Origin of the sequence: Streptomyces sp. AK010 (assembly GCF_014207295.1) — a bacterium.
Classification (GTDB): Bacteria; Actinomycetota; Actinomycetes; order Streptomycetales; family Streptomycetaceae; genus Streptomyces; species Streptomyces massasporeus.
In genome coordinates this window covers 54,769-76,311 of record NZ_JACHCX010000002.1, presented here as the reverse complement: position 1 = coordinate 76,311, position 21,543 = coordinate 54,769, and the positions used below count along the sequence as shown (strand labels likewise).

At 71.3% G+C, this 21,543-nt stretch carries 20 protein-coding genes and 3 pseudogenes; 6 read left to right on the top strand and 17 right to left on the bottom strand.

The window, feature by feature from the left end:
- Window positions 1-284: 284 nt before the first annotated feature.
- From HDC93_RS03560 to HDC93_RS03550, 3 genes and pseudogenes are all read right to left on the bottom strand, one after another.
- Window positions 285-1,475 (bottom strand): annotated as a pseudogene (locus tag HDC93_RS03560) (IS256 family transposase).
- Between the two features lie 49 nt (window positions 1,476-1,524).
- Complete coding sequence (locus HDC93_RS03555; RefSeq protein ID WP_185007106.1) at window positions 1,525-2,058, bottom strand: GNAT family N-acetyltransferase; 534 nt, start codon at window positions 2,056-2,058, stop codon at window positions 1,525-1,527.
- Window positions 2,059-2,146: 88 nt separating this feature from the next.
- Complete coding sequence (locus tag HDC93_RS03550; protein WP_185007104.1) at window positions 2,147-2,530, bottom strand: VOC family protein; 384 nt, start codon at window positions 2,528-2,530, stop codon at window positions 2,147-2,149.
- Between the two features lie 326 nt (window positions 2,531-2,856).
- Here HDC93_RS03550 and HDC93_RS03545 point away from each other — a divergent pair.
- The 3 genes and pseudogenes from HDC93_RS03545 to HDC93_RS03535 form a co-directional block, all read left to right on the top strand.
- Window positions 2,857-3,270, top strand: a pseudogene (locus HDC93_RS03545) (DUF2269 domain-containing protein); the annotation flags it as partial.
- A gap of 96 nt (window positions 3,271-3,366) precedes the next feature.
- Window positions 3,367-3,954, top strand: coding sequence for a TetR/AcrR family transcriptional regulator (locus HDC93_RS03540; protein WP_185007101.1), 588 nt, complete (start codon window positions 3,367-3,369; stop codon window positions 3,952-3,954).
- A gap of 5 nt (window positions 3,955-3,959) precedes the next feature.
- A complete protein-coding gene (locus HDC93_RS03535; RefSeq protein ID WP_185007099.1) occupies window positions 3,960-5,138 on the top strand; it encodes a GDSL-type esterase/lipase family protein in 1,179 nt (392 codons plus the stop codon).
- Window positions 5,139-5,255: 117 nt separating this feature from the next.
- Here the strand turns inward: HDC93_RS03535 and HDC93_RS03530 are convergent, their stop codons facing one another.
- From HDC93_RS03530 to HDC93_RS03500, 7 genes are all read right to left on the bottom strand, one after another.
- On the bottom strand, window positions 5,256-5,882 hold the full coding sequence (locus HDC93_RS03530; RefSeq protein WP_185007097.1) for an RraA family protein: 627 nt from the start codon (window positions 5,880-5,882) through the stop codon (window positions 5,256-5,258).
- Between the two features lie 148 nt (window positions 5,883-6,030).
- Window positions 6,031-8,049: an AAA family ATPase gene (locus tag HDC93_RS03525; RefSeq protein WP_185007095.1), complete on the bottom strand. Its 2,019-nt coding sequence runs from the start codon at window positions 8,047-8,049 to the stop codon at window positions 6,031-6,033.
- A 40-nt stretch (window positions 8,050-8,089) separates the two neighbouring features.
- Window positions 8,090-8,713, bottom strand: a complete 624-nt coding sequence (locus HDC93_RS03520; RefSeq protein WP_185007093.1) for a TetR family transcriptional regulator — start codon at window positions 8,711-8,713, stop codon at window positions 8,090-8,092.
- A 26-nt stretch (window positions 8,714-8,739) separates the two neighbouring features.
- Window positions 8,740-10,929, bottom strand: a complete 2,190-nt coding sequence (locus HDC93_RS03515; protein ID WP_185007091.1) for a phosphotransferase family protein — start codon at window positions 10,927-10,929, stop codon at window positions 8,740-8,742.
- A gap of 254 nt (window positions 10,930-11,183) precedes the next feature.
- Complete coding sequence (locus HDC93_RS03510; protein ID WP_185007089.1) at window positions 11,184-12,059, bottom strand: GntR family transcriptional regulator; 876 nt, start codon at window positions 12,057-12,059, stop codon at window positions 11,184-11,186.
- Window positions 12,060-12,261: 202 nt separating this feature from the next.
- Entirely contained in the window at window positions 12,262-12,975 is a 714-nt protein-coding gene (locus HDC93_RS03505; RefSeq protein WP_311774481.1) for an HAD family hydrolase, read from the bottom strand.
- 29 nt (window positions 12,976-13,004) lie between these two features.
- A complete protein-coding gene (locus HDC93_RS03500) occupies window positions 13,005-13,895 on the bottom strand; it encodes a FadR/GntR family transcriptional regulator (RefSeq protein WP_185007085.1) in 891 nt (296 codons plus the stop codon).
- Window positions 13,896-14,042: 147 nt separating this feature from the next.
- Here HDC93_RS03500 and HDC93_RS03495 point away from each other — a divergent pair, with 147 nt between their 5' ends.
- A complete protein-coding gene (locus tag HDC93_RS03495) occupies window positions 14,043-14,231 on the top strand; it encodes a hypothetical protein (protein WP_030849031.1) in 189 nt (62 codons plus the stop codon).
- A 36-nt stretch (window positions 14,232-14,267) separates the two neighbouring features.
- Here the strand turns inward: HDC93_RS03495 and HDC93_RS03490 are convergent, their stop codons facing one another.
- The 3 genes from HDC93_RS03490 to HDC93_RS03480 all read right to left on the bottom strand — a co-directional run bounded on the left by HDC93_RS03490 (window position 14,268) and on the right by HDC93_RS03480 (window position 17,414).
- Window positions 14,268-15,170, bottom strand: a complete 903-nt coding sequence (locus HDC93_RS03490; protein ID WP_185007083.1) for a FadR/GntR family transcriptional regulator — start codon at window positions 15,168-15,170, stop codon at window positions 14,268-14,270.
- A gap of 262 nt (window positions 15,171-15,432) precedes the next feature.
- Complete coding sequence (locus tag HDC93_RS03485; RefSeq protein WP_185007081.1) at window positions 15,433-16,695, bottom strand: GNAT family N-acetyltransferase; 1,263 nt, start codon at window positions 16,693-16,695, stop codon at window positions 15,433-15,435.
- An 86-nt stretch (window positions 16,696-16,781) separates the two neighbouring features.
- Window positions 16,782-17,414, bottom strand: a complete 633-nt coding sequence (locus HDC93_RS03480; RefSeq protein WP_185007079.1) for an aerial mycelium formation protein — start codon at window positions 17,412-17,414, stop codon at window positions 16,782-16,784.
- Between the two features lie 211 nt (window positions 17,415-17,625).
- Between HDC93_RS03480 and dtd the strand changes: the two genes are divergently transcribed.
- Window positions 17,626-18,051, top strand: coding sequence for a D-aminoacyl-tRNA deacylase (gene dtd / locus HDC93_RS03475; RefSeq protein ID WP_185007077.1), 426 nt, complete (start codon window positions 17,626-17,628; stop codon window positions 18,049-18,051).
- 46 nt (window positions 18,052-18,097) lie between these two features.
- Here dtd and HDC93_RS03470 read toward each other — a convergent pair whose 3' ends face one another.
- Genes HDC93_RS03470 through HDC93_RS03460 form a run of 3 tightly spaced genes read right to left on the bottom strand, consistent with a single transcriptional unit; the run spans window position 18,098 to window position 20,138 of the window.
- Entirely contained in the window at window positions 18,098-19,063 is a 966-nt protein-coding gene (locus HDC93_RS03470; RefSeq protein WP_185007075.1) for a folate-binding protein YgfZ, read from the bottom strand.
- Window positions 19,064-19,073: 10 nt separating this feature from the next.
- The gene (locus HDC93_RS03465) at window positions 19,074-19,511 is read right to left on the bottom strand and encodes a Fur family transcriptional regulator (protein WP_185007073.1); all 438 of its coding nucleotides are present in this window, start codon (window positions 19,509-19,511) and stop codon (window positions 19,074-19,076) included.
- A gap of 51 nt (window positions 19,512-19,562) precedes the next feature.
- Window positions 19,563-20,138 (bottom strand): FABP family protein, encoded by a 576-nt coding sequence (locus HDC93_RS03460; protein ID WP_097217442.1) that lies wholly within the window; start codon window positions 20,136-20,138, stop codon window positions 19,563-19,565.
- Window positions 20,139-20,342: 204 nt separating this feature from the next.
- On the opposite strand from HDC93_RS03460, the gene HDC93_RS03455 reads away from it, so the two are divergent.
- Complete coding sequence (locus HDC93_RS03455) at window positions 20,343-20,705, top strand: DsrE family protein (RefSeq protein ID WP_185007071.1); 363 nt, start codon at window positions 20,343-20,345, stop codon at window positions 20,703-20,705.
- Here HDC93_RS03455 and HDC93_RS03450 read toward each other — a convergent pair.
- Window positions 20,699-20,809 (bottom strand): annotated as a pseudogene (locus tag HDC93_RS03450) (VOC family protein); the annotation flags it as partial. The gene HDC93_RS03455 and the pseudogene HDC93_RS03450 sit on opposite strands and share 7 nt — an antisense overlap.
- Window positions 20,810-21,543: the final 734 nt, after the last annotated feature.

Below are 21,543 nucleotides of genomic sequence, written 5' to 3'. Positions count from 1 at the left end.
GTACGCGCTCTCAGAGGCCGCCGTCGTAAGAAGAACGAGGCCCGGCATCCCGCCGCCTCGGTGCGGGCGGCGCAAGGAGAATGGATCACGTAGCAGGCACGCCAAGGAGGGCGACGCCCTACGGCATCGCCCTCAATGCCTCGTAATCACAGAGCCTGGGTGTGCTGGGTCCACATGCCTACACCTTACGAGGCTCGCCGAAAGCCCCTTGCCTCGCCTGAACAGTTAAGAGACACGGCCAGCAAGGGTCTGTAAAGCGAGCGGTGTAACTGGGGTTGGTGTGGCTAGAGTTGGCTTGCGGTGAGGCGGCCGTCGAAGGCCAGGTCGAAGGCGTTCATGGCGCCCTTCCAGCGCATGGTCCAGCGTTTGCGGCCGGCGCCGGTCGGGTCGAGGCTCATGACGGCCATGTAGACGCACTTGAGGGCGGCCTGTTCCGTGGGGAAGTGGCCGCGGGAACGGACGGCCTTGCGGATGCGGGCGTTGACGCTCTCGATGCTGTTCGTCGTGCACACGATGCGGCGTATTTCCGCATCGAACTGAAGGAAAGGTGTGAACTCGGGCCAGCTGGATTCCCAGAGGCGGACGATCGCTGGGTACTTCTTGCCCCAGGTCTCGGCGAATTCCAGGAACCGTGTCGTGGCCGCGTCCTCGCTCGGCGCGGTGTAGACGGGCTTGAGCGCCTTCGCGATCTTGTCCCAGTCCTGCCGGGCCGCGTAACGGAACGACGCCCGCAGCAGGTGAACCACACACGTTTGCACCACAGTTCGCGGCCAGACCTCGCCGACCGCGTCGGGCAGCCCCTTCAACCCGTCGCAGACCAGCATGAGGACGTCCTCGACGCCCCGATTCTTCAGCTCCGACAGCACGCGCAGCCAGTGTTTCGCGCCTTCGCCGCCGTCGCCGGCCCACAGGCCGAGGATGTCGCGGTGTCCCTCGGCGGTGACCGCGAGGGCCACGTAGATCGGCCTGTTCGCCACTTGGCCATCGCGAATCTTGACGTTGATGGCGTCAATGAAGACGACGGGGTAGACGCGGTCAAGCGGGCGGTTCTGCCATTCGGCCATGCCGTCCATCACCTTGTCGGTGATGGTGCTGATGGTCGTCTTGGACACGTCCGCTCCGTAGACCTCGGCCAGGTGCGCGGAGATCTCCCCGTGTGAGGCCCTTCGCGGACAGCGAGAGCACCATCTCGTTCACGCCGGTCAGCCGGCGCTGCCGCTTCTTGAGATGGCCGGCTCGAAGGAGCCCTCCCGGTCGCGGGGCACGTCGATCTCGACCGGCCCGATGTCCGTCAGCACCGTCTTGGACCGCGTGCCGTTACGGGAGTTGCCGCCGTCCTTGCCCGCCGGGTCGTGCTTGTCATAGCCGAGGTGGTCGGTGGCCTTGCTGCGGGCCTGCCCGACGAGCTGGTCGATCAGTTTCTGCTCGACCGTCGCGGCCTCCGGCGACGGATCCGCCTGGTCATCGGCGGCCACGAACTCGGTCACGGCATCAGTCACTTGATGTCTCTTCCATGATCATCAATTACACCGGTGAGCGTACAGACCCGAAGCCGAGACGGGTGGCCAGCGCGAGGGAGCGTGTGTTGGCTGTCTGCGTGACGATCAGGACCGGCTGGTCGGGCAGTTCGGACGCGGCAGTGCGCAACGCGGCCGTGGCTGCTTCGAAGGCCAGTCCGGCCCCCCAGGCGTCGCGGCGCAGGACATAGGTCAGTTCCAGTTCCCCGCCCTGCTCGACGACATGTCCGGGGAGGTCGGCGGGGCGCCGATGGAGCAGGAGCGTTCCGACGAGCTGGTCGGTCGCCCTGTCGGCGATCACGAACGTGCCGGGCTTGTCGGTGACACGCGCGACGCCCAACGCGTCGAGAGACTGCTCGACCGCACTGCGCGGCCTTGGACCGCCGAGGTGTAACCGGACCCGAGGGTCGGTCTGAAGCTCGATGAACCCGTCCCGGTCGACGTCACGCGCCGCGCGCAGCCGAAGTCGGGCCGAGGTGATCTCCGTGGCGGAGAGCGTGAGGGATGTCGCCTCTGTGTGTGGCGAGTTGGGTGAGGACATGAGCCCCATCCTGACCGAGCTGCCGCCCACCCTGCCGGACGCTCGGCCCTGGACCCCTGTCCCGCCTCGACCGGAACGGCCGCCCGCGTCACCCGGGCGCAGCGAGCCCCTCGACTATGCAGAAGGGATGCCCGGCCGGATCCGTGAGGACCCGCCACCTGTGCTCGTTCGGCTGTGGATCCGGCCTGCCCGCCCCCAGCTCCCGCAGCCGTGCCTCCGCCTCGTCCAAGTCCGCGACCTGGAAGCAGCAGTGCAGTTGCTGGGGAACGGCCGGGTCGGGCCAGCTCGGAGCGCGGTGGTCATCGACCCGTTGGAAGCCGAGAGAGAGTCCGTCCGCACGGTCCAGGGAGGCGAACTCGGCGTTCGACTTCGGGTGCAGTCCAAGCCCTGTGGCCTGTTGATAGAACGCCGCCAGGGCGAGTGGGTCAGGGCAGTCCAGGGTGATCGCGCTCAACTTCATCAGCGGGGTCATGGCGCCTCCGGGCCGATCAGCGGGGGACTCTGGCCCTGCACAGACGACGGCACTGACACGACCCTCCGGCACGGGCGGCAGCCCTGTACTCCGACGCCGGCACGCCGGTCTACTGCCGCCGTGAGACGACCTCGCCGCCCCCGCCCGGCACGGTGTTCGGCGTGAACATGAATACGAGGCAGACGCCGAAGCCGAAGCCGCAGCCAAAACAGAAGCAGCAGCCCACACCCGACCCGACACCGACACCGACCCGGACCCCGAGTCCTGGTCCGACTCCTGGCCCGCCCCGGAGGCTCGGTCGCTCCGCCCGTCGCGCCGCTCTCGTCGTGCACGTCACCGTCTCCGCCTCCTGGCTCGGGCTCTCGCTCGGGCTGCTCGCGCTCGGGATCACCGCGGCCACCACCGGATCCCCCGCGACCGTGGAGGTCTCCGTCCCGGATATGAAGCTCGTCGCCGACTGGCTCCTGCTCCCCGTCGCCTTCCTCACGCTTCTCAGCGGACTGCTGCTGTCGCTGGGCACGAAGTGGGGCCTGGCCAGGTGCCGGTGGGTGTACACGAGGTTCTGGCTGACCCTCGCCACCACCACCGCCACGGTCCTCGCCCTGCGCCCCGGCGTGAACTCCGCGGTCACGGCCGTCGCCGCGGGCGGACCGCTGCCGGACGCCGGGGACGTGCTGTTCGGGCCGGTCGTGTCGCTGTCCGCCTACGTCTTCATGACGGTGATCTCCGTCCTCAAGCCCTAGGGGAAGACTCGCCGCGGCTACAAAAGGTCACAGACATTTGCCTAAAGGCTTTAGGCAGGGGCACACTCTCTTCAGGTGGAAGGGAGAACCCTCATGGCACGCGCAGGACTGACGCCCGAGCGTCTGACCGAGGCCGGTGCCGAGCTCGCCGACGAGGTCGGCTTCGAGCAGGTCACCGTCTCGGCACTGGCCCGGCGGTTCGACGTCAAGGTCGCGAGCCTGTATTCGCACGTGCGGAACTCACAGGACCTGAAGACGAGGATCGCCCTGCTCGCCCTCGCGGAACTCGCCGACCGGGCCGCCGAGGCCCTGGCCGGACGCGCCGGCAAGGACGCCCTGTCCGCCCTCGCGAACGTGTACCGCGACTACGCCCGGGAACACCCGGGCCGCTACGCCGCGGCCCAACTGCGGCTCGACCCGCAGACGGCGGCCGCGAGCGCCGGGGTCCGGCACGCGCAGATGACCCGGGCGCTGCTGCGCGGCTACGACCTGACGGAACCGGACCAGACCCACGCGGTCCGGCTGCTCGGCAGCGTCTTCCACGGCTACGTCAGCCTGGAGCTCGGCGGCGGTTTCAGCCACAGCGCCCCGGACACCGAGGAGACCTGGGCCCGGATCCTCGACGCCCTCGACACGCTGCTGCGGAACTGGCCCGCGGCCCCTACCGACCCCCGAGGCTGACACCCATGCACACCGAGCACGACTGGATCACCACGCCCCTCACGGCGGACCTGCTGCGCGGCGCCCTCGACCTGGAGCGCACCGAGCACGGCCTGCTCCCCCACCGGCTGCCCGCCCGGGCCCGCGCGCAGAACAGCAGCCCGCAGCTGTCGATGGCCGAGGCCCAGCCCTCGGGCGTGCGCCTGGCGCTGCGCACCGCCGCGACCGCCATCGAGCTGGACACCCTGCGCACCAAGCGCGAGTACACCGGCTTCCCGCCGCGCCCGGACGGGCTGTACGACCTCCTCGTCGACGGCGTCCCGGCCGGCCAGGCCGCCGGGACCGACGGCAACGTCCTCACCGTCGACCTCGCCACCTGGGAGGGCGAGGTCACGCCCGGCCCGGTCGGCACGGTCCGTTTCACGGGCCTGCCCGCGCGGGACAAGGACGTCGAGATCTGGCTGCCGCACAACGAGACCACCGAGCTGGTCGCCCTGCGCACGGACGCTCCCGTCGCGCCCGCCCCGGACCGGGGCCGCAGGGTGTGGCTGCACCACGGCAGCTCGATCAGCCACGGCTCGGACGCCGCGAGCCCCACGGCCATCTGGCCCGCGATCGCCGCACTGCGGGGCGGGGCGGAGCTGGTCAACCTCGGCTTCGGCGGCAGCGCGATGCTCGACCCGTTCACCGCGCGCGCCATGCGGGACACCCCGGCCGACCTGATCAGCGTCAAGACGGGCATCAACCTCGTCAACCAGGACGCGATGCACCTGCGCACCTTCGGCCCCGCCGTGCACGGCTTCCTCGACACGATCCGCGACGGGCACCCGGACACCCCGCTGCTGCTCGTCTCCCCCATCCACTGCGCCATCCACGAGGACACGCCCGGGCCCACCGCCCCCGACCGGGACGAGATGAGCAAGGGCCGGATGGTCTTCGCCGCCATGGGCGACCCGGCGCAGACGGCCGCCGGCAAGCTCACGCTCACCGTCATCCGCGAGGAACTGGCCCGCATCGTCGAGCAGCGCGCCGCCGACGACCCGAACCTGCACTACCTCGACGGCCTCGACCTCTACGGCGCGAAGGACGCCGCGGCCCACCCCCTGCCCGACCACATCCACCCGGACGCGGCCACCCACCGCCACATCGGCGACCGCTTCCACGAACTGGCCTTCACCGACGGAGGGCCCTTCGCCGCGGCCTAGCGACCGGCAGGCCGAGACCGGTCGGTCGCCTTCGCCGCGACCTAGCGACCGGCAGGCCGAGACCGGTCGGTCGCCTTCGCCGCGACCTAGCGACCGGCAGGCCGAGACCGCGGTCGGTCAGTCCTCCGCGTATCCCTGGTCCGCGAGGATCCCGGCGATACGGGTGCGGTGCGCCGATTCCCAGTCGTCCAGACACTGGGCGGCCTCCTTCGCCAGTTCGGCCCGGGCCGCCGCCAGCACTTCCTCGCGGCGGGCCCCGGGCACGACCACGACACCCTCCTCGTCGGCGACGACCGTGTCGCCCGCGTCGACGGCGACCCCGCCGCAGCGCACCCGCTCGTTCAGCGGTGTGGCGGCCGACTTGGCGCCCGGGATGGGGATGACACCGCGTGCGAACACCGGGAAGCGCATGTCCCGGACCTCGGCGAGGTCGCGGATCAGCCCGTCGGCGACGAACGCGGTGATGCCACGGCGCCGGGCGACGGCGCAGACGTTGCCGCCGGCCAGGGCGTAGTCCAGGTCGCCCGACTCCACGACGACGACCGAGCCGGGGCCGGCCCGGTGGATCGCGGCGTGCAGCATCAGATTGTCGCCGGGCGGGCACCGTACGGTGAAGGCCGGTCCGGCCACCCGCGGCACCGGTTCCCACAGCGGGCGGATCCCGATGTCCATGACCTGCTCGCGGCCCAGCAGGTCGGCCAGGGTGGTCGTGGGGATCTCCGTGACCGCGTCGACGTCAGCCATGCCATGGGACCCTAGCCGCCGAAGAAGCCCCCTGGAAGACGGATGAAGATCTTGCTCCGGCCGCCGGGATCGCCCCGGATTGCCGGTGAATGTCAATCGCCACGGACCGGTGCAAGCCGGGCGAAATTCCAAGATCTTCAGGACACTCCTAGAACGGCAGTTCCCTCCCCCGCACCACCTCCAGCCGCGACACCGCCCGGGTCAGCACCACGTACAGCCGGTGCAGCCCCCGTTCCTCCGCCTCGGCGATCGCCGCCGGTTCGACAACCACGACATGGTCGTACTCCAGGCCCTTGACCACGCTCGCCGGCACCAGGGCGACCCGCGCGCCGAGTTCGTCCGGGCCCGCCGCCCCGATGCCGGCCACGTCCAGGGCCGCCCGCACCCGGGGGACGTCCGCGTCCGCCGCGACGATCCCCACCGAGCCCTCCCGCCCCAGCGCGTCCCGTACGGCCGCCACGACCGCCCCGGGCACGCCGTCGACGGTCGTCTCCCGCATCCGCAACTCCCCGTCCCCGCGCAGCGAACGGGCCGGCGGCACGTCCACGTCGAGACGCTCCAGCAGCCGGTTGGCGAGCCCGACGACGGCCTGCGGCACCCGGAACCCGGTGGTCAGGGCGACCTCGGCCGCGTCCGGTTTCCCCAGGTGCGCGAGGACCGTCCGCCAGGACCGCGCCGCCCACGGCGTCGTGCCCTGCGCCAGATCGCCCAGCACCGTCAGCGAACCGAAGCGGGCCCGGCGGGCGATCGCCCGGCACTCCATCGGGGACAGGTCCTGCGCCTCGTCGACGACGACGTGCCCGTACCCCTCCGGATGCCCGATGAGCCCGGCCACCTCGTCGAGCAGCACCAGATCGGCGGCCGACCAGCGCGCCGACTTCCACGACCGGGGCGGCCGCTCCCACAGCAGCGCCCGCTGCTCACCGGCGTCGAGCAGCCCCTCGGCGGCCCTCGCCAACGCCTCCTCTTCGCCGAGCAGTTCGGCCACGACCTCCTCCGGCCGTACCCGCGGCCACACGGCATCGACGTACGCCGACACCGGCCGCGCCCGCTCGGCCCGCCGCACCCAGGCGTTCGGCGGCGGCCCGGCCCGCCGCTCGACCTGTTCGCGCAGAGACCGCACGATCCGCGCCCGCACCCGCTCCCGCCCGACCCCGTAGGGCGGTTCCTCCTCCCGCACCTCGGCCACGATCCGGGCGAGCTCCCCCGCCGGCACCCGCCACCGGTAGGCCCCGTCCGGCAGGGCGATCTCCGCGCCGTTCCCCTCGGCGCGCACGCGCGCGTACAGCGCCCGTCGCAGCACCTCGGCCATCCGGGCGTCGTGCTTCACGACGGCGGCCGGCTCGTCGTCGACGCCGCGGACCGGGCAGCGCGCGATCTCCTCACCCAGGGTCGACTGCCGCACCCCGGCCTCGCCGAGGGCCGGCAGCACCTCGGCGATGTACGACAGGAAGGTGCGGTTGGGCCCGAGGATCAGCAGGCCGCCGCGCCGGATGCGCTGCGGGTGCGTGTAGAGCAGATACGCGGCCCGGTGCAGCCCGACGGCGGTCTTGCCGGTGCCCGGCGCGCCCTGCACGCACACCGACAGCGCCAGATCCCCCCGGACGAGGTCGTCCTGCTCGGGCTGGATCGTCGCGGCGATGTCCCGCATGGGCCCGACCCGGGGCCGCTCGATCTCCCGGGCGACGATCTCGCTGTCGCGCGACTCCCCCTGCTCCAGGTGCTCGTCCTCCAGTCCGGTGAGATCCCCGGAGTCGCCCCGGCTGCCGGGCGCCCACCCGAACCGCCTGCGCACCGCCACGCCCTGCGGGTCCCGGGCCGACGCCTGGTAGAAGGCGCGTGAGACGGGCGCACGCCAGTCGACGACCAGGGGCGGTTCGGCCGGGTGCTCGGAGATCCGCAGCCGCCCGATGTGCAGCGTGCCGTCCCCGCCTTCCAACGCCCCGAAGAACAACGGCCCCTCGGGCAGCTCCCGCAGCGCCTTCGCCCGGCTGCGCAGCTGGTATCCGAGGACTTCGGCATCGGCCCCGGACGCGGACACGTCCTCCCCGATGACGATCTGTTCACCGGCGCCCTCGACCATCGCGGCGAGGGCGGTCCGGCAGCGCTCGTGGTGGGCGCGTTCCCGGTCGAGGACGTACTGGAGGGCAGGCTCGGTCGAGGTCATTCCCCCGAGCGTACGCGAAAACGTAACCGAGTTAAATAATTTACCGAGTCTCGCCCCGAAGGCGGGGCGGCAGCCCGGCCGCGAGCCACCCGAACGCCCGCCGCGCCGCCGCGACCGCGTCCGGCCGCACGTCCGCCACCCGCTCCCCCGCCGCGATCCGCCGCCAGTTCTCCAGCGCGAGCACCCGCAGCACGGCCATGATCTGCCCGGCCGCCAGCCGCGCGTCCAGATCACCCCCGAGCACCTCGGCCAGCGCGGCCTCCGACCGCTCCTGGTGCGTGTGCGCCCGGGCGACCAGGGAGGGCGTCCCGTAGAGCAGGGCGTGAAAGGCGAGCACGTCGGGATGGTCGCTGAGCCCGGTCACCGGGTCCCCCCGCTCCAGCCCCGCCACGAAATGCCGCCGCAGCGCCTCCACGGCCGGCCCCTCGGCCCCCGCCACCACCCGGGCGGCCTCCCCCTCGTGATCGGCGATCCGGTACAGCACCAGGTCCTCCTTGGCCGGGAAGTACCGGAACAACGTCGGCTTCGAGATCTCGGCCGCCGCCGCCACCTCCGCGACGGACACCGCGTCGAACCCCTTCTCCATGAAGAGCCGCACGGCGATGTCCGACACGGTCTCGTACATCCGCCGCTTCTTGCGCTCACGCAGGCCGGGGTCGCTCATGAGGGGGAGCCTACGCAGGGGCGGGGTCAGGCCAGGGCGCGGGCGAGGTAGGGGTTGGCCGTGGAGCGCACCGGGAGGCCGAGCGAGCCCGTGGCGACGGCCAGCGTCACCGCGTAGGAGTCCACCGCCCGCCGGACGTTCGGAGCGTCCAGGCCCGCGCCGGTCACGATGCGGTCCAGGTCCACATAGGCGGACCGCACGATCTCCAGCCCGCGGTACATCCGCCAGTCCTTGCGCCAGTCGCGGGTGTACTCGGCGGGCAGCAGGCGCTCCCAGCGACGGAACATCCGGTCCCTGATCTCCGGCCGGGTGGGGGTGAGGTGCATGTGCCGTACGAGGTCGTAGAGGGGGTCGCCGACGACGGCCATCTCCCAGTCGATGATGGTCAGCGCCAGCCGGTCGTCGCGGCGTACGAGGTTCCACGGGTTCAGGTCACCGTGCAGGAGGGCGGGCTCCCGGTGGCTCACCTCGTGCCGGGACAGGATCAGCTGCAGCCGGTCCGCGTCGGGCAGCCCGAGGTGCCGGGCCAGCTGCTGGGACTCCTTCGGCAGGTCCCGTACCAGGGCGACCAGCTGGTCCCGCAGCCAGCGGTGGAAGGCGCCCTCGCCGGCGGTCGGGTCGACCTGCCGGTACCTGACGTGTGTCAGCGCGCACAGCTGGTCCACCAGACCGTCCGCCTCGTGCGGCAGCAGGCCGTGGACGGGGTGGCTGGGGGGCCGGTCGACGTCCCGCGGCCCGACGTAGGTGTGGAGGGCGATGGTGTCGCCCTGGTAGGTCTCGCCCAGAGCCAGCACCCGCGGCGCCGCCACCCGGACGGACGACTCCTCGATCGCCCGCAGCACGGCGTGCTCGCTGAGGAAGCCACGCTCGCGCCGGCACACCTCGGGCAGCTTCCGCCGGACGACCACGGGCGGGTCGACGCCCGGCACCGTCACCACCGTGTTCAGGTGGGCGGTCCCCTTGAAGACCCTCCCCGCGGGAGCGGCCCCCTCCGCAAGCAGGGCCTCCCGCACGGCGGCGGGCGGGAAGTCGGGGCGCTCCGGAACACGCCGGTCGGGCCGCCACTCGAACGCCTTCGCGATCCACGCCCGGCCGCTGATGTCCCCGTTCATCCGCGACACCAGCCACCGGAACAGGGCCCGCCGGATCTCGCCCTCGCGCGGCACCCTGGTGAGCCGCAGCGGTTCCGCCGCCGCCTCCAGGGCCCTGCGTACCTCGGCCGTCGCCTCGTCCAGGCTCGTCTGCGTGAACGATTCCTCGAGGGACCGGGCGGCCCGCATCACGTCCGGGAAAACCGACTGCGCCCGCTCGAACGCCAGGTAGTGCCGCAGATCCCTGGCGAGTCCGTTGACGGCGGCCGGACGGACCTCCTGCATGGCCTCGCCCCAGGAGTCGACCACCTCGGCCCACTGGTCGGCCGGGTACCGCATACGGACGAGGTGGGTCGCGAGGTCATGCAACGGGTCGCCGTAGGTGGCGAGCTCCCAGTCGACACAGATGAGGGGCGGATCGCCCGCGTACGACACGATCACGTTGTCGCGGTGCAGGTCGGCGTGGAGCAGGCTGTAGGGCCGCCGGGCCATCGCGGGCACCCGTCCGGCCAGCCCGGCGAGCGCGTCCTCCGGAATGCCCAGCGCCGCGAACAGCCCGCCGAACCTCTCGCGGTTGGGCCGTCTGACCTGCTGGTCCGCCAGGTGCACCAGGGTCCGCAGGAAGCCCTGGCTGTCCGTGTCGTTGCGGGGCCAGACGGCCGGCAGGGCGGGCAGCGCGCCACGCCGCACCTGGGCCATGCGGGCGAGCAGCCCCGCCAGTGCCTTGATGAGCAGGGTGTCGACCGGTTTGCCGTTGTCGCAGACGCTGGAAAGGGGCACGCCCTCGACGAAGCTGTGGATCGCGAAATCGTCCCGCTTGAGCAGACATCGCGGCGCGTGCGGCAGGACGCCCCGCACGGCGGCGAGGATGTCGGCCTCGTTCTGCCAGGTCCTGATGACCACGGGCAGCGCGTCCGGACGCCGGACCCGGACGGTCACGGAGGTTCCCGCCTCACCGCCGATCATCCGGGCCATGCCCGGGGTCAGCGGAAGGACGTAGTTCCGGTTGTGGTGGCCGCTGGTCTCCTGCCCCAGCTCGGCGGCGAGTTTCACGAAGGCCCGGTAGGTGGCGTCGTGCGAGGCGCGCTCCCCGAGAAGAGGACGGGGACGAGGAGGTGCGCCCACTGGCCGCTCCGGAAGGACGAGAAGGGAGGAGGGTATGGCAAACGGTAGGTTCGCGGCCGACGCCGCGCATGGCAGAGTGAGCCATTACGGGTGAATGCCACCCATCAGCATGAGACTGCGTGAACGCGTTCGATGACGGCCGGTTGGCCTCGTCCCATACGAGCGGGGCGCGTGAACGACTCAATCCTTGCGCGGTGCCGGAATGCTACACCCGGCCACCAGGCGTCTCCTCCCGCCTCCGCAGCGCGTTTCCGTCACTCCGGCAGCTCCGACAGCCACGTCCAGACGGAGTCGTACCACGTGCGCATGGTGTCCACGAAGATGCTGCCGGCCGACTCCGGGTCGCCGCCCCGCACGTGATGGGTCAGCGTGGCGCCGAGGCCCAGGACGTCCAGTGCCCGCACCCGGTACCCGTCGTCGAGGACCAGCGGCCTCTCGACGACGTTGTACAGGCCGTGCAGCACCTCGCTCCCGTTGATCACGTACAGCTTGAAGGTCGGGGTGAGGGGGGCGTGCCGGATCTCCAGCTCCACGGACGGGACCAGCTTCTCCGCCTCCAGGCCCCGCAGCACCTGGCGCAGGGACTCGGTGCTGCGCTGGGTGATGGTCCGGAAGCGGTCCCGCAGGCGGGGGGCGTCCTCCTCCTTCAGGGCCCGGGGGTAGGGCAGCTCCAGCGACTCGGAGGGCAGGAGCATGCGCAGGGCGATCCGCTGGGGTGCGATGACGCCGGCGCGGATCCGCTCGGCCTGCAGGCGGATGTGGACGTCCAGCGACTCGGAGGTCAACGTGTAGACGTCCAGGGTGACTTCGGGCTGCTCGAACGCCTCGCTGATGAGGGGTCCCAGGGTCATCGGCCGCCGGGAGCGGGTGGCCCGGGCCGTTTCGGACTGGATGCGCTGATTCTTGATGACCAGGGCCTTGGCGCCCTGCCGGTTCTCGATCCAGCCCTCGTTGCCGAGTTCCTGGACGACCCGCTGCACCGTGTCCCTGGACACACCGAACTCCGCTGCGAGGACCCGTTGCGAGGGCAGCGTGACACCCAGACCGTACGTCCCGTCGGCCATCCGGGTCCGCAGCTCCTCGGCCACGCGCCGGAACTCCTTGCCGTCACTACTCCGTCTGGCAGTCACACGACGTACGTACCGCTGCGGGCCGACAAGCAAACAAGTCGCCCTCAGGCAGGACGGCCTGCAACTTGCCGGTTAAGGGATCAAGTTGACCGGGCATGCCTGATTCAAGCAGACAACCAGGCAAGTATCCCGGCCAGTTGTCCGACCCCGAGGACCGGCAGAAGGCGGTGTCCAGATGAGTCAGTTGCTCCCGGCGGTTCGCTTACGCGCGCAGCAGGTGCAAGAGCGGTTCCAGGGAGACCAGGACCGTGTCCGCCCCGGCGTCCCTCAGGATCTTGGCCTTGCGTTCGTTACGCGCGTAGCCCAGGAACGGCACTCCCGCCCGGCCCGCCGCCTCGTGGTCGGAGGGAGTGTCGCCGATCATGAGGGCCTCCCCCGGCGCCGCCCCCATCGCCCGCAGCGCCCGGTTCAGGCAGTGCGGGTCCGGCTTCAGGTGCCGGAGTTCCTGGGTGCGGCCGTAGACGTGGGGGGCGAAGCAGTCGGCGAGGCCGCGTCCCGCGAGGTACGTGCGGACCACCCGCGGCGAGTTGTTCGTGGTGATCGCCAGGCGGGATCCCACCGCGGTCCAGGTGCGGATCAGCGGATCGGCGTACGGGGTCGGCATCGCCGAGGTCGCGGCCCGCAGCTCCTCCTGGGTGAGGCGCTCCTCCAGCTCGGCGACGAGGTCGCTGCCGGGGTGCCGACGGTCCACGGCGCGCAGGACCACGTGCGGGTCGAGCGACTCGCGCTCGGTCTCCGTGAGCAGGCCGTGCAGACCGCGGCCCTCCAGCCAGGACACCAGGTCGCCCGCCACCCGCTCCGCCGAGTGCCCGGCGAACAGGCGGCAGATGGGCCCGTCGAAGTCCCACAGCACGACACGGGCCCGTCCGATCCGATCGCGGAGTCGGTTCGGATCGTTCTCGGTCGTGATGTGCACCGCACCAGTCTGCTTCGTATCAGAAGTCACTAGGAGAGTGTCAGGTCCGACGTGATGGTTTCCCAGAGGGCGTTGAACCACTTCTGGGATTCCTCCACGAACGCCGCGTCCCGGCGGCCCGTCCGCTTCACGAAGGAGAAGAGGAGCGACTGGGAGCCGAGGACGTCGTACATGTCCAGGGTCTGGCTGCCCCACTCCTCCGCACGCCTGGTCAGCATGTAGTAGCCGATCAGGGCCTCCTCCTCGTTGAGGAGGTACAGCTTCACCGGCGGGGTGAACGGCAGCGCGCGGAACGTGACGTGGACGTCGATGCCGTGCGTCGAGCGCAGCGCCTTCAGGTTGTGCTGGAGGACCTGCCCCTGGGCGTTGCGCATCGCGAGCCAGCGCTGGTGGACCGGGTTGTCGTCGCCGTGGGCCTCGACCGGGACCGGGAAGGCCAGCTCGATGTCCCGGGAGGGGACCAGGATGCGGACGGCGATCGACTCGGGGTGGATCCGGCCCTCGTGGATCAGGCGCAGCGGCTCGCCGATGGCGATCATCAGCGTCTCCGCGGTGTGGCAGACCACGTCGACGCGCACGTGCGGCGTCGAGAACGCCTCCGTCATACGGGGGGCCAGCCCCACCATCGTCGGCTGGGGCTCCCCCCGGACCGGCTCCGGGGCCGCGATCCGCGGTGGGCTGCCCTTGCTGACGTTGGTGAGGAGGCCGTCCTCCTGGAGGACGCGCAGGGCCTGGCGGACGGCGCCGCGCTCCACGCCGAACTCCTCCGCCAGTTCGGCCTGGGTGGGCAGGCGGTCCCCCGGCTTGAGCTCACCGGCTCGGATGCGTTGCCGCAGGATGTCGGCGATCTCCTGGGGCGAGGACCTTCTGCTGCCGTTCACTGCCACGTTCTCCGCCACGCTCTCCTGGGTCACGACCAAACGCTACAACTCTGATCCATCTGGCGGGAGTTGTTTGAAAGTTGTTTATGACTAGGGGCCAAGTGGGGACAACTTAATCAGAGTTGGTTGCCAACTTCTTGGAGTTGGCGGAAGTTTTGCTTCCGGACTTCCGAAGGGGGAACACCGATGCCCGCCCTCGCTCTCCTCTCCGCCGCCTTCGTCGTCGCCTTCGAACAGCTCGTCCAGTGGAAGTACGGTCCGGCCGGCCTCGTCGGTCTGATCCTTCTCACCGTGGGCGTCAAGGCCAAGAGCCCGGCCGTCAGCTCCGCGGGAGCGGTCGTGCTCGCGCTGCTGATGACGGGGCCCGCCCGATGAAAGACCGCACCGCCCCGGAACGACCCGTGGGAGACGTCAGCTCGTGAGCACCAGCTCCGAACTGATCGTCTCCCACAGTGCGTTGAACCACAGGTGCGACTGCTCCACGAACGTCGTGTCGCGCAGCCCGGCGCCCTGCTCGAAGGAGAACAGCATGGACCGGGTGCCCTGGGCGTCGTACAACGCCGGCTGTTCGTGATCGGCCTCGGCCTCCCGGCGCGTCAGCGTGTAGTACGCGAACAGCGCCTCCGTGCCGTTGAGCAGGTACAGCTTCACCGGCGGGGTGAAGGGCAGCGCCCGGAACGTGACGTGCACGTCGATGCCGTGGGTGGCGCGCAGGGCCAGCAGGTTGTGCTGGAGGACCTGCCCCTGGGCGTTGCGCATCGCCAGCCACCGCTCGTGCACCCAGTCGTCGCCGCCCCCCTCGACCGGCACCGGGAAGGCCAGGTCGATGTCCCGGCTGGGCAGCAGCACCCGGACGTCGACCTTGGCCGGTTTCAGCCGTCCGGCATGGATCTGGCGCAGCGGCTCACCGATGGCGAGCGTGAGGGAGATGGACGTCAGGCACACGGCGTCGATCTCGACGTGCTCCGCGCCGAACGCCGTCGCTATCCGGGGAGCCAGGGCCACCGTCGTGGGCAGCGGAGGAGCCTCCGGGCCGGTCAGCGGCCCGACGGGGTCGGGGGCGACGGTCGCCGGACTGCCCTTGGAGACGTTGGTGAGCAGCCGCTCGGACTGCAGGATGCGCAGCGCCTGCCGCACCGCCCCGCGCTCGACACCGAACTCGTGGGCCAGCTGGGCCTGGGTGGGCATGCGCGCACCCGGCCGCAGTGCCCCTGACCTGATCCGGGCGCGCAGCTCGTCGGCCACCTCGTGATGTGTTCTCTGTGGCCGCTGTGACCTCTTCCGCCCATTGACGGAGTCGTGTTCCGGGTCCACCACTGCACAGTAAAACTTCCCGCCATCTTAGGGCAGTTCAGGGAAAGGTGGTTATGAGCCGCTTCCAAGCGGAGATAAGTACAGTGAAGTTGGTGACCAACTTCGGGCACATGGTCAGACCTTCAGGGGGTTGGCCACCCGCCAGGGACTCCCTTCCGGAGGGGAGCCGGGAGTCCCGCCCGGCCGACACGGCCGCACGACAACCACAACAGAACAGCTCGCTACGGATGCGGGTCCCAGCACACCGGCAGGAGGGAGCGGCTCAGAACATGTCCGGGCACCAAGGCCGCCTGGACGTACGCAGCAGGGCGTCGGCCTTCCGGGCGGCGCCCGCTCGTTCTTCGCGCACCCGGCCCAGCGCCGCCAGCCGCACCGCCGACTCGTCCCCCAGCCACAGTGCCCCCAACTCGCCCAGCCCCAGCTCGAGTTCCGCGCTCTCGGTGGTCGGCGTACAGGACGCCCCCTCGGGCGAGGCCTGAAGCCGGTAGCGCCCGCCGGTCAGCCCGTCCACACCGGCGACCTCCAGCACCAGCGCCCCCGTGCCCTCGTACGTCCGCGCCTCCAGCGCCCGTTCGACGTCCAGGATGCGCACCCACAGCCAGTCCGCCAGCGAGGTGATCCTCGCCGCCCGCGGATCGGGCAGAAAGTGCGGGAGCAGGTCGTCGGGCGCCCGCCAGCCGCTCTTCACCCTCACGACCCAGTCGACGGAGCAGACGTACTCCCACAGCGCGCGTTCCGCGGCCGGTGTCACTCCGATGAGCCACCGCACGGTCGCCGTGTTCAACGGCTGCTTGGCGTCACCCCAGTTGTCGTCCACCTCGTACACGGCCATGCCCTCGACCTCGCCGGACGCCGAGCGGTACACGGCGTAGAAGGGCGGCTTCCACGTCGTGTCCCAGGGCAGGGCGCCGGTGTTCATCCGCCACCACATGTCGTCGCGGTCGATGGCGCCGGGCTGAGCGCGGCGCAGCCGCTCGTGCAGCTCGGGGCCGAGCTTGCGGACGTCCTCGCCCTCCACCAGGTCGACCCGTCCGCCGTCCGCCGGGCCCGCCCGGCGGGCGTCGAGGCCGGCGCGCGGCACGTCGACCGTCCACTCCGCCGTCGAGGTCGCCGGCCCGAAGCCGTAGCGGCCGTAGATCGGGTACTCGGCGGCGATCAGCGTCGCGGCCACGTCCCCGCGCTCCTTCGCGGCCGCCAGGTCCCGCGCCATCATGCGGCTGAGCAGCCCGCGACGGCGGTGGGTGGCGGTGACGGTGACCCCCGAGATCGCGTCGGCCGGGACGCTCGCGCCGCCCACGGCGGTGAGCTGCTGGTCGAAGGACCGGAACGTCGCCACACACCTGCCGCGGTCGAAGGCTCCGAGATTGCGTCCCGCCACGAACCGTTCGCGCCGCCCCTCGACCTCCTCGTCGGTCGGAGGAGCCGCCCGCAGGAAGCCGGTGTTCACGGCACGCAGCCAGTCGGCGAACTCGGACTCGGCGATCGGGCGTACGTCGACGCCGTCGGCGCGGGGTATGGGGGTCATGAACTCACGCTAGGCGGAGGGCCGGTCGGTGTCGCGTCAATATCCGACCGCCGGCCTCCCACCGCGCGTCCCGGCCCCGGGACGGCTCAGACCAGCAGGTCCTCGACCTGCGCCTCCCCCTCGCGGTAACGGCGCGCGATCTCCGCGCTGCACTCGTCGGCCGTGCGCTGGAGCCGCCGGCGGCGCCGGGAGACCTGCTGCTCGTGACGCTCGAGCCGCCCCATCGCCGCGTTCAGCTCCAGGTCCGTGCGCGCGCCCAGATCGGACAGTTCCACCTCGGCGAGCATCTCGGCGGCCAGCCGCCGAAACTCCTCGCCCTGCGGGGTGCCCAGGGTGACATGGCGTGCCGAGGAGCGGTGCCGCGCCGGGGCGTCCAGCAGGATCTCCGCCAGCCGCTCCACCACCGAGGTCTCCTCGGACACCGCGACGGAGGCCTCGCCCGCCGGCGTACGCCGGTCCACCTCCGCGCGCAGGATGTCGATCCGCCCCTGGAGCAGCCGCCGCAGATAGCTGAGGTCGGCCTCGTCGCGCTGGGCCTCGCGGCGCAGCGTGCGCAGCTCGGGCAGGCTCAGCGCGGGCATCTCCGGTCCGGAGGCGTCCGAGGGCAGCCGCGGGCTGTCCGTGCGCTGTGTGGGCGGCCGGTGGTATTCCGACGAGCCCCTCCCCGTGTACGTCGACCAAACAGCCGCCTGCTGCTGTCCGGTGCTTGATGTGCTCATGTGCCTCAACCGTCCCCTCGACCGGTGTGTGCAAGCATCGTGCCACCCCGAGTGGCCGCTATGGGAACGAGTGCCCCCGATAGACCCCAGATGGGCGGTATAGCAGCAAAGTACGTCCGTGCAGGGGCTGTTGGCGCCCGCGCAAACCACCCTTTCGGTGCATCCGCCGACCAGCCGCGGCGCCGATGTCACCGCCCTGCATGATGGACGTATGCGAGCAGTGGTGCAGAGGGTGGACGGCGCGAGCGTCGTCGTGGACGGCGAGACCGTGGGCGCGATCGAGGGCGAGGGACTGTGCGTCCTCGTCGGCGTCACCCACGAGGACACCAAGGAGAAGGCGGCCCAGCTGGCCCGCAAGCTCTGGTCGATCCGCATGCTGCACGACGAGAAGTCGTGCAGCGACATCGACGCCCCGCTCCTGGTGATCAGCCAGTTCACCCTCTACGGCGACGCCCGCAAGGGCCGCCGCCCCACCTGGAACGCCGCCGCCCCCGGCGACGTGGCCGAACCCCTCGTAGACGAGGTCGTCGCGCAGTTGCGCTCCCTGGGCGCGACGGTGGCCACCGGCCGCTTCGGGGCGGCGATGCGCGTATCACTGACGAACGACGGCCCGTTCACCGTGCAGATCGACATCTGACCCGAAAGATCTACAAGCCTCCGGACCGAAGATCCACCAGGAGGGTCTACGGCTCGACGACGACTTCCTGGGCCGCCGCCGTGTCGCCGGCCACCAGCGGGGCGTCCACCGCCACGTTCCGCTTCACCAGGGCGAGGGCGACCGGGCCCAGCTCGTGGTGACGGGCGGACGTCGTGACGAAGCCGACCTTGCGGCCGTCGGGCCCGTCGTCCGCGAGCCGGAGCTCCGTCCCGGCCACGGGCAGATGGACCTCGCTGCCGTCGAGGTGCAGGAAGACCAGCCGGCGCGGCGGCTTGCCCAGGTTCTGCACCCGGGCGACCGTCTCCTGCCCCCGGTAGCAGCCCTTCTGCAGATGCACCGCCGAGCCGATCCAGCCCAGCTCGTGCGGGATGGTGCGGTGGTCGGTCTCGAAACCGAGCCGGGGCCGGTGCTGCTCCACGCGCAGCGCCTCGTAGGCGAGGATCCCGGCGGGCGGCCCGGCCTGCGCCGCGTACGCCTCCAGGTCGGCGCGCGGCAGGAACAGGTCCCGGCCGTTCGGCGTCTCCCGTACGACGACGCCTTCGGGGACCGGGACGATGGAGCCGGCCGGGAGGTGCACGACCGCGATGTCGGCCGTGCGGTCGGCGATCTCGACCTGGTAGAAGAACTTCATCGACTCCAGGTAGGCGATCAGCGCCTCCTGGGTGCCCGGCTCCACATGGGCCCAGACCGTCGCGCCGTCGTCGACGAGGTACAGGGCGTGCTCGATGTGGCCGTTCGCGGAGAGGATCAGCGCCTCGGTGGCCTGGCCCGCGGGGAGGTCGCTGACGTGCTGGGTGAGCAGCAGGTGCAGCCAGGCGAGCCGGTCCTCGCCGGTGACGGCGACGACCCCCCGGTGCGAGAGGTCCACGAATCCGGTGCCGTCGGCGAGGGCACGCTGCTCACGGAACAGATCGCCGTAGTGGGCGGCGACACCTTCGTCCACGCCCTCGGCGGGGACGGCGCCGGGCAGGGTCAGCAGGGGGCTCTTCATATCCGTAAGCCTACGACTCGGTATGTGAAGCCTTGAGCGTGCAGTCCTCGCACCGGCCGAAGATCGCGAAGTGCTTCATGTCGGTGTCGAACCCGAAGGTCTGCCGCAGCTTGGCGGTGAACTCGGCGGCCACCGAGATGTCCGCCTCGATCACGTTCTGGCAGTCCCGGCAGACCAGGTGGATGTGGTGGTGCCGGTCCGCGAGGTGGTACGTCGGCGCCCCGTGCCCCAGATGCGCGTGGCTGACCAGACCGAGCTCCTCCAGGAGCTCCAGCGTCCGGTACACCGTCGAAATGTTGACCCCCGACGCCGTCTTCCTCACTTCCACGAGGATGTCGTCGGGGGTCGCGTGCTCAAGGGTGTCCACGGCTTCGAGCACGAGTTGCCGCTGCGGGGTCAGCCGGTAGCCGCGCTGCCGCAGATCGCTCTTCCAGTCGGTGCTCACCACACCCAAGAGTCTAGGACCACTCGCGTGTGACCGGTCGAGGAAGGCGTGCGCTCACTTGAAGAAGGCGATGCCGTCGTCCGGCATGTCGTCGGGCAGGGCCTTGGCCCAGCGCTCGACCTCCTCCGGGGTGACGACCTTCTTCAGGTGGGCCGACATGTAGGGGCGCAGCTCGACCTCGGGGGTCTGCTTCTCGCCGACCCACATCAGGTCGCTCTTGACGTAGCCGTACAGCCGCTTGCCGCCGGTGTAGGGCTGGGAGGCGGCCGTGCGGGCCACCGCGTCCGTCACGAGGTCGATCTGCGGCTTCTTGTCGGCCAGCTCGCCGTACCAGATCTCGATGACGCCGTCGTCGCGGGTCATCGTCACCTCGACCTTGCGGGCGCCGTCGATCCGCCAGTAGCCGTGCTCGGACTCCAGGGGGCGGACCTTGTTGCCGTCCTTGTCCAGGACCCAGCTGTGGGACTGGTACTCCAGGAAGTCCCGGCCGTCGTGGGTGAAGGTGACCTCCTGCCCGAAGTTGCACTTCTCGGAGCCGGGGAAGTCGTGCACGCCGGCGCCCGCCCAGTTGCCGAGCAGGAAGGCGAGCGGGACGAGGTCCTTGTGAAGGTCGGACGGGATCTCGATCATGAGAACTTCCTAGACGTGGGTCAGCGCTGGCCCTGGTACAGCTTCTTCACGGTCAGTCCGGCGAAGGCGAGGACGCCGACGGCGACCAGGACCAACAGGATTTCGAAGAAGATCTCCACGGGGTGCTCCTTGAGCGGGGGTGCGAATGGGTGCACAGGGCCGAGGCCAGCTTACGCGGGCCCCTTCGGCACTACGATTCCGGCTATGGCGAAGAAGCTGGTGATCAAGGTGACGGCGGGGGCCGACGCCCCCGAGCGGTGCTCTCAGGCGTTCACGGTGGCGGCGGTGGCCGTGGCCAGCGGTGTCGACGTCTCCCTGTGGCTGACCGGCGAGTCCGCCTGGTTCGCGCTGCCCGGCCGCGCCGCCGAGTTCGAGCTGCCGCACGCCGCTCCCCTGCCCGACCTGCTGGACTCCCTCCTGGCGGGCGGCCGCGTCACCCTGTGCACGCAGTGCGCGGCGCGCCGCGAGATCGCGGAGCAGGACGTTCTGAAGGGCGTCCGCATCGCCGGCGCGCAGGTCTTCGTCCAGGAGGCGATGGCGGACGAGACGCAGGCGCTCGTCTACTGAGACTCCCTGTACAGGCAGAACCGGTGCCCTGCCGGATCCAGCAGCACCCGGACGTCGTCCTGCGGCTGGTGCCCGGCGAGCCGCGCCCCGGCGGCGACGGCCCGCACGGTCTCCCGCTCCTAGTGCCGCGGCAGGCAACGTTCGCCCCGTCGCGACGCCCGGCACGCACTCTCGCCGCACCGGGCACAAACCCAAGTACATCCAGTACGAGGGCATGCACCCGGCACGCCGAGAGCACGCACCGGACGCCGCTCCTTGACGGGCAAACGTTGCCTGCCGCGGCACTGGTCGTCGACCTCGATGTCGAGGTGCATCGTCATCCGCGGCCGGTCCGGCTCGCTCGGCCAGACCGGTGGCCGGTAGCCGGGTTCCGTCTGGAAAACCGGCCCCGTGCCGCCGCCGGGCGGCCGGATGTGGACCCGGTCGGGGCCGTCCTCGTCCTGCCAGACGCCTCAGCCGGGCAGCAGCCGCAGAGAGAAGAGCGCGAGCTCCCGGGCGTTCGGGGCGTCCAGGACCGCCGCTGTCAGTCTCATGGGGCGCGGATACCCCGGAGGGCGGGGCGGACGCCGGTCAGTGCGGGCGGGCGGGTTGGACGCCGGGTCAGCGCGGCCGTGGCGGGGCGGACGCCGGGTCAGCGCGGCCGTGGCGGAGCGGACGCCGGGTCAGCGCGGCCGTGGCGGGGCGGACGCCGGGTCAGCGCGGCCGTGGCGGAGCGGACGCCGGGTCAGCGCGGCCGTGGCGGGGCGGACGCCGGGTCAGCGCGGCCGTGGCGGGGCGGACGCCGGGTCAGCGCGGCCGTGGCGGGGCGGACTCCGGGTCAGCGCGGCCGTGGCGGGGC

What these genes read in the sequence shown, in the direction of transcription:
- HDC93_RS03555 (WP_185007106.1), bottom strand. Translation starts at nt 2,058, where the DNA reads ATGTCCTCACCCAACTCGCCACACACAGAGGCGACATCCCTCACGCTC.
- HDC93_RS03550 (WP_185007104.1), bottom strand. Translation starts at nt 2,530, where the DNA reads ATGACCCCGCTGATGAAGTTGAGCGCGATCACCCTGGACTGCCCTGAC.
- HDC93_RS03540 (WP_185007101.1), top strand. Translation starts at nt 3,367, where the DNA reads ATGGCACGCGCAGGACTGACGCCCGAGCGTCTGACCGAGGCCGGTGCC.
- HDC93_RS03535 (WP_185007099.1), top strand. Translation starts at nt 3,960, where the DNA reads ATGCACACCGAGCACGACTGGATCACCACGCCCCTCACGGCGGACCTG.
- HDC93_RS03530 (WP_185007097.1), bottom strand. Translation starts at nt 5,882, where the DNA reads ATGGCTGACGTCGACGCGGTCACGGAGATCCCCACGACCACCCTGGCC.
- HDC93_RS03525 (WP_185007095.1), bottom strand. Translation starts at nt 8,049, where the DNA reads ATGACCTCGACCGAGCCTGCCCTCCAGTACGTCCTCGACCGGGAACGC.
- HDC93_RS03520 (WP_185007093.1), bottom strand. Translation starts at nt 8,713, where the DNA reads ATGAGCGACCCCGGCCTGCGTGAGCGCAAGAAGCGGCGGATGTACGAG.
- HDC93_RS03495 (WP_030849031.1), top strand. Translation starts at nt 14,043, where the DNA reads ATGCCCGCCCTCGCTCTCCTCTCCGCCGCCTTCGTCGTCGCCTTCGAA.
- HDC93_RS03485 (WP_185007081.1), bottom strand. Translation starts at nt 16,695, where the DNA reads ATGACCCCCATACCCCGCGCCGACGGCGTCGACGTACGCCCGATCGCC.
- HDC93_RS03480 (WP_185007079.1), bottom strand. Translation starts at nt 17,414, where the DNA reads ATGAGCACATCAAGCACCGGACAGCAGCAGGCGGCTGTTTGGTCGACG.
- dtd (WP_185007077.1), top strand. Translation starts at nt 17,626, where the DNA reads ATGCGAGCAGTGGTGCAGAGGGTGGACGGCGCGAGCGTCGTCGTGGAC.
- HDC93_RS03470 (WP_185007075.1), bottom strand. Translation starts at nt 19,063, where the DNA reads ATGAAGAGCCCCCTGCTGACCCTGCCCGGCGCCGTCCCCGCCGAGGGC.
- HDC93_RS03460 (WP_097217442.1), bottom strand. Translation starts at nt 20,138, where the DNA reads ATGATCGAGATCCCGTCCGACCTTCACAAGGACCTCGTCCCGCTCGCC.
- HDC93_RS03455 (WP_185007071.1), top strand. Translation starts at nt 20,343, where the DNA reads ATGGCGAAGAAGCTGGTGATCAAGGTGACGGCGGGGGCCGACGCCCCC.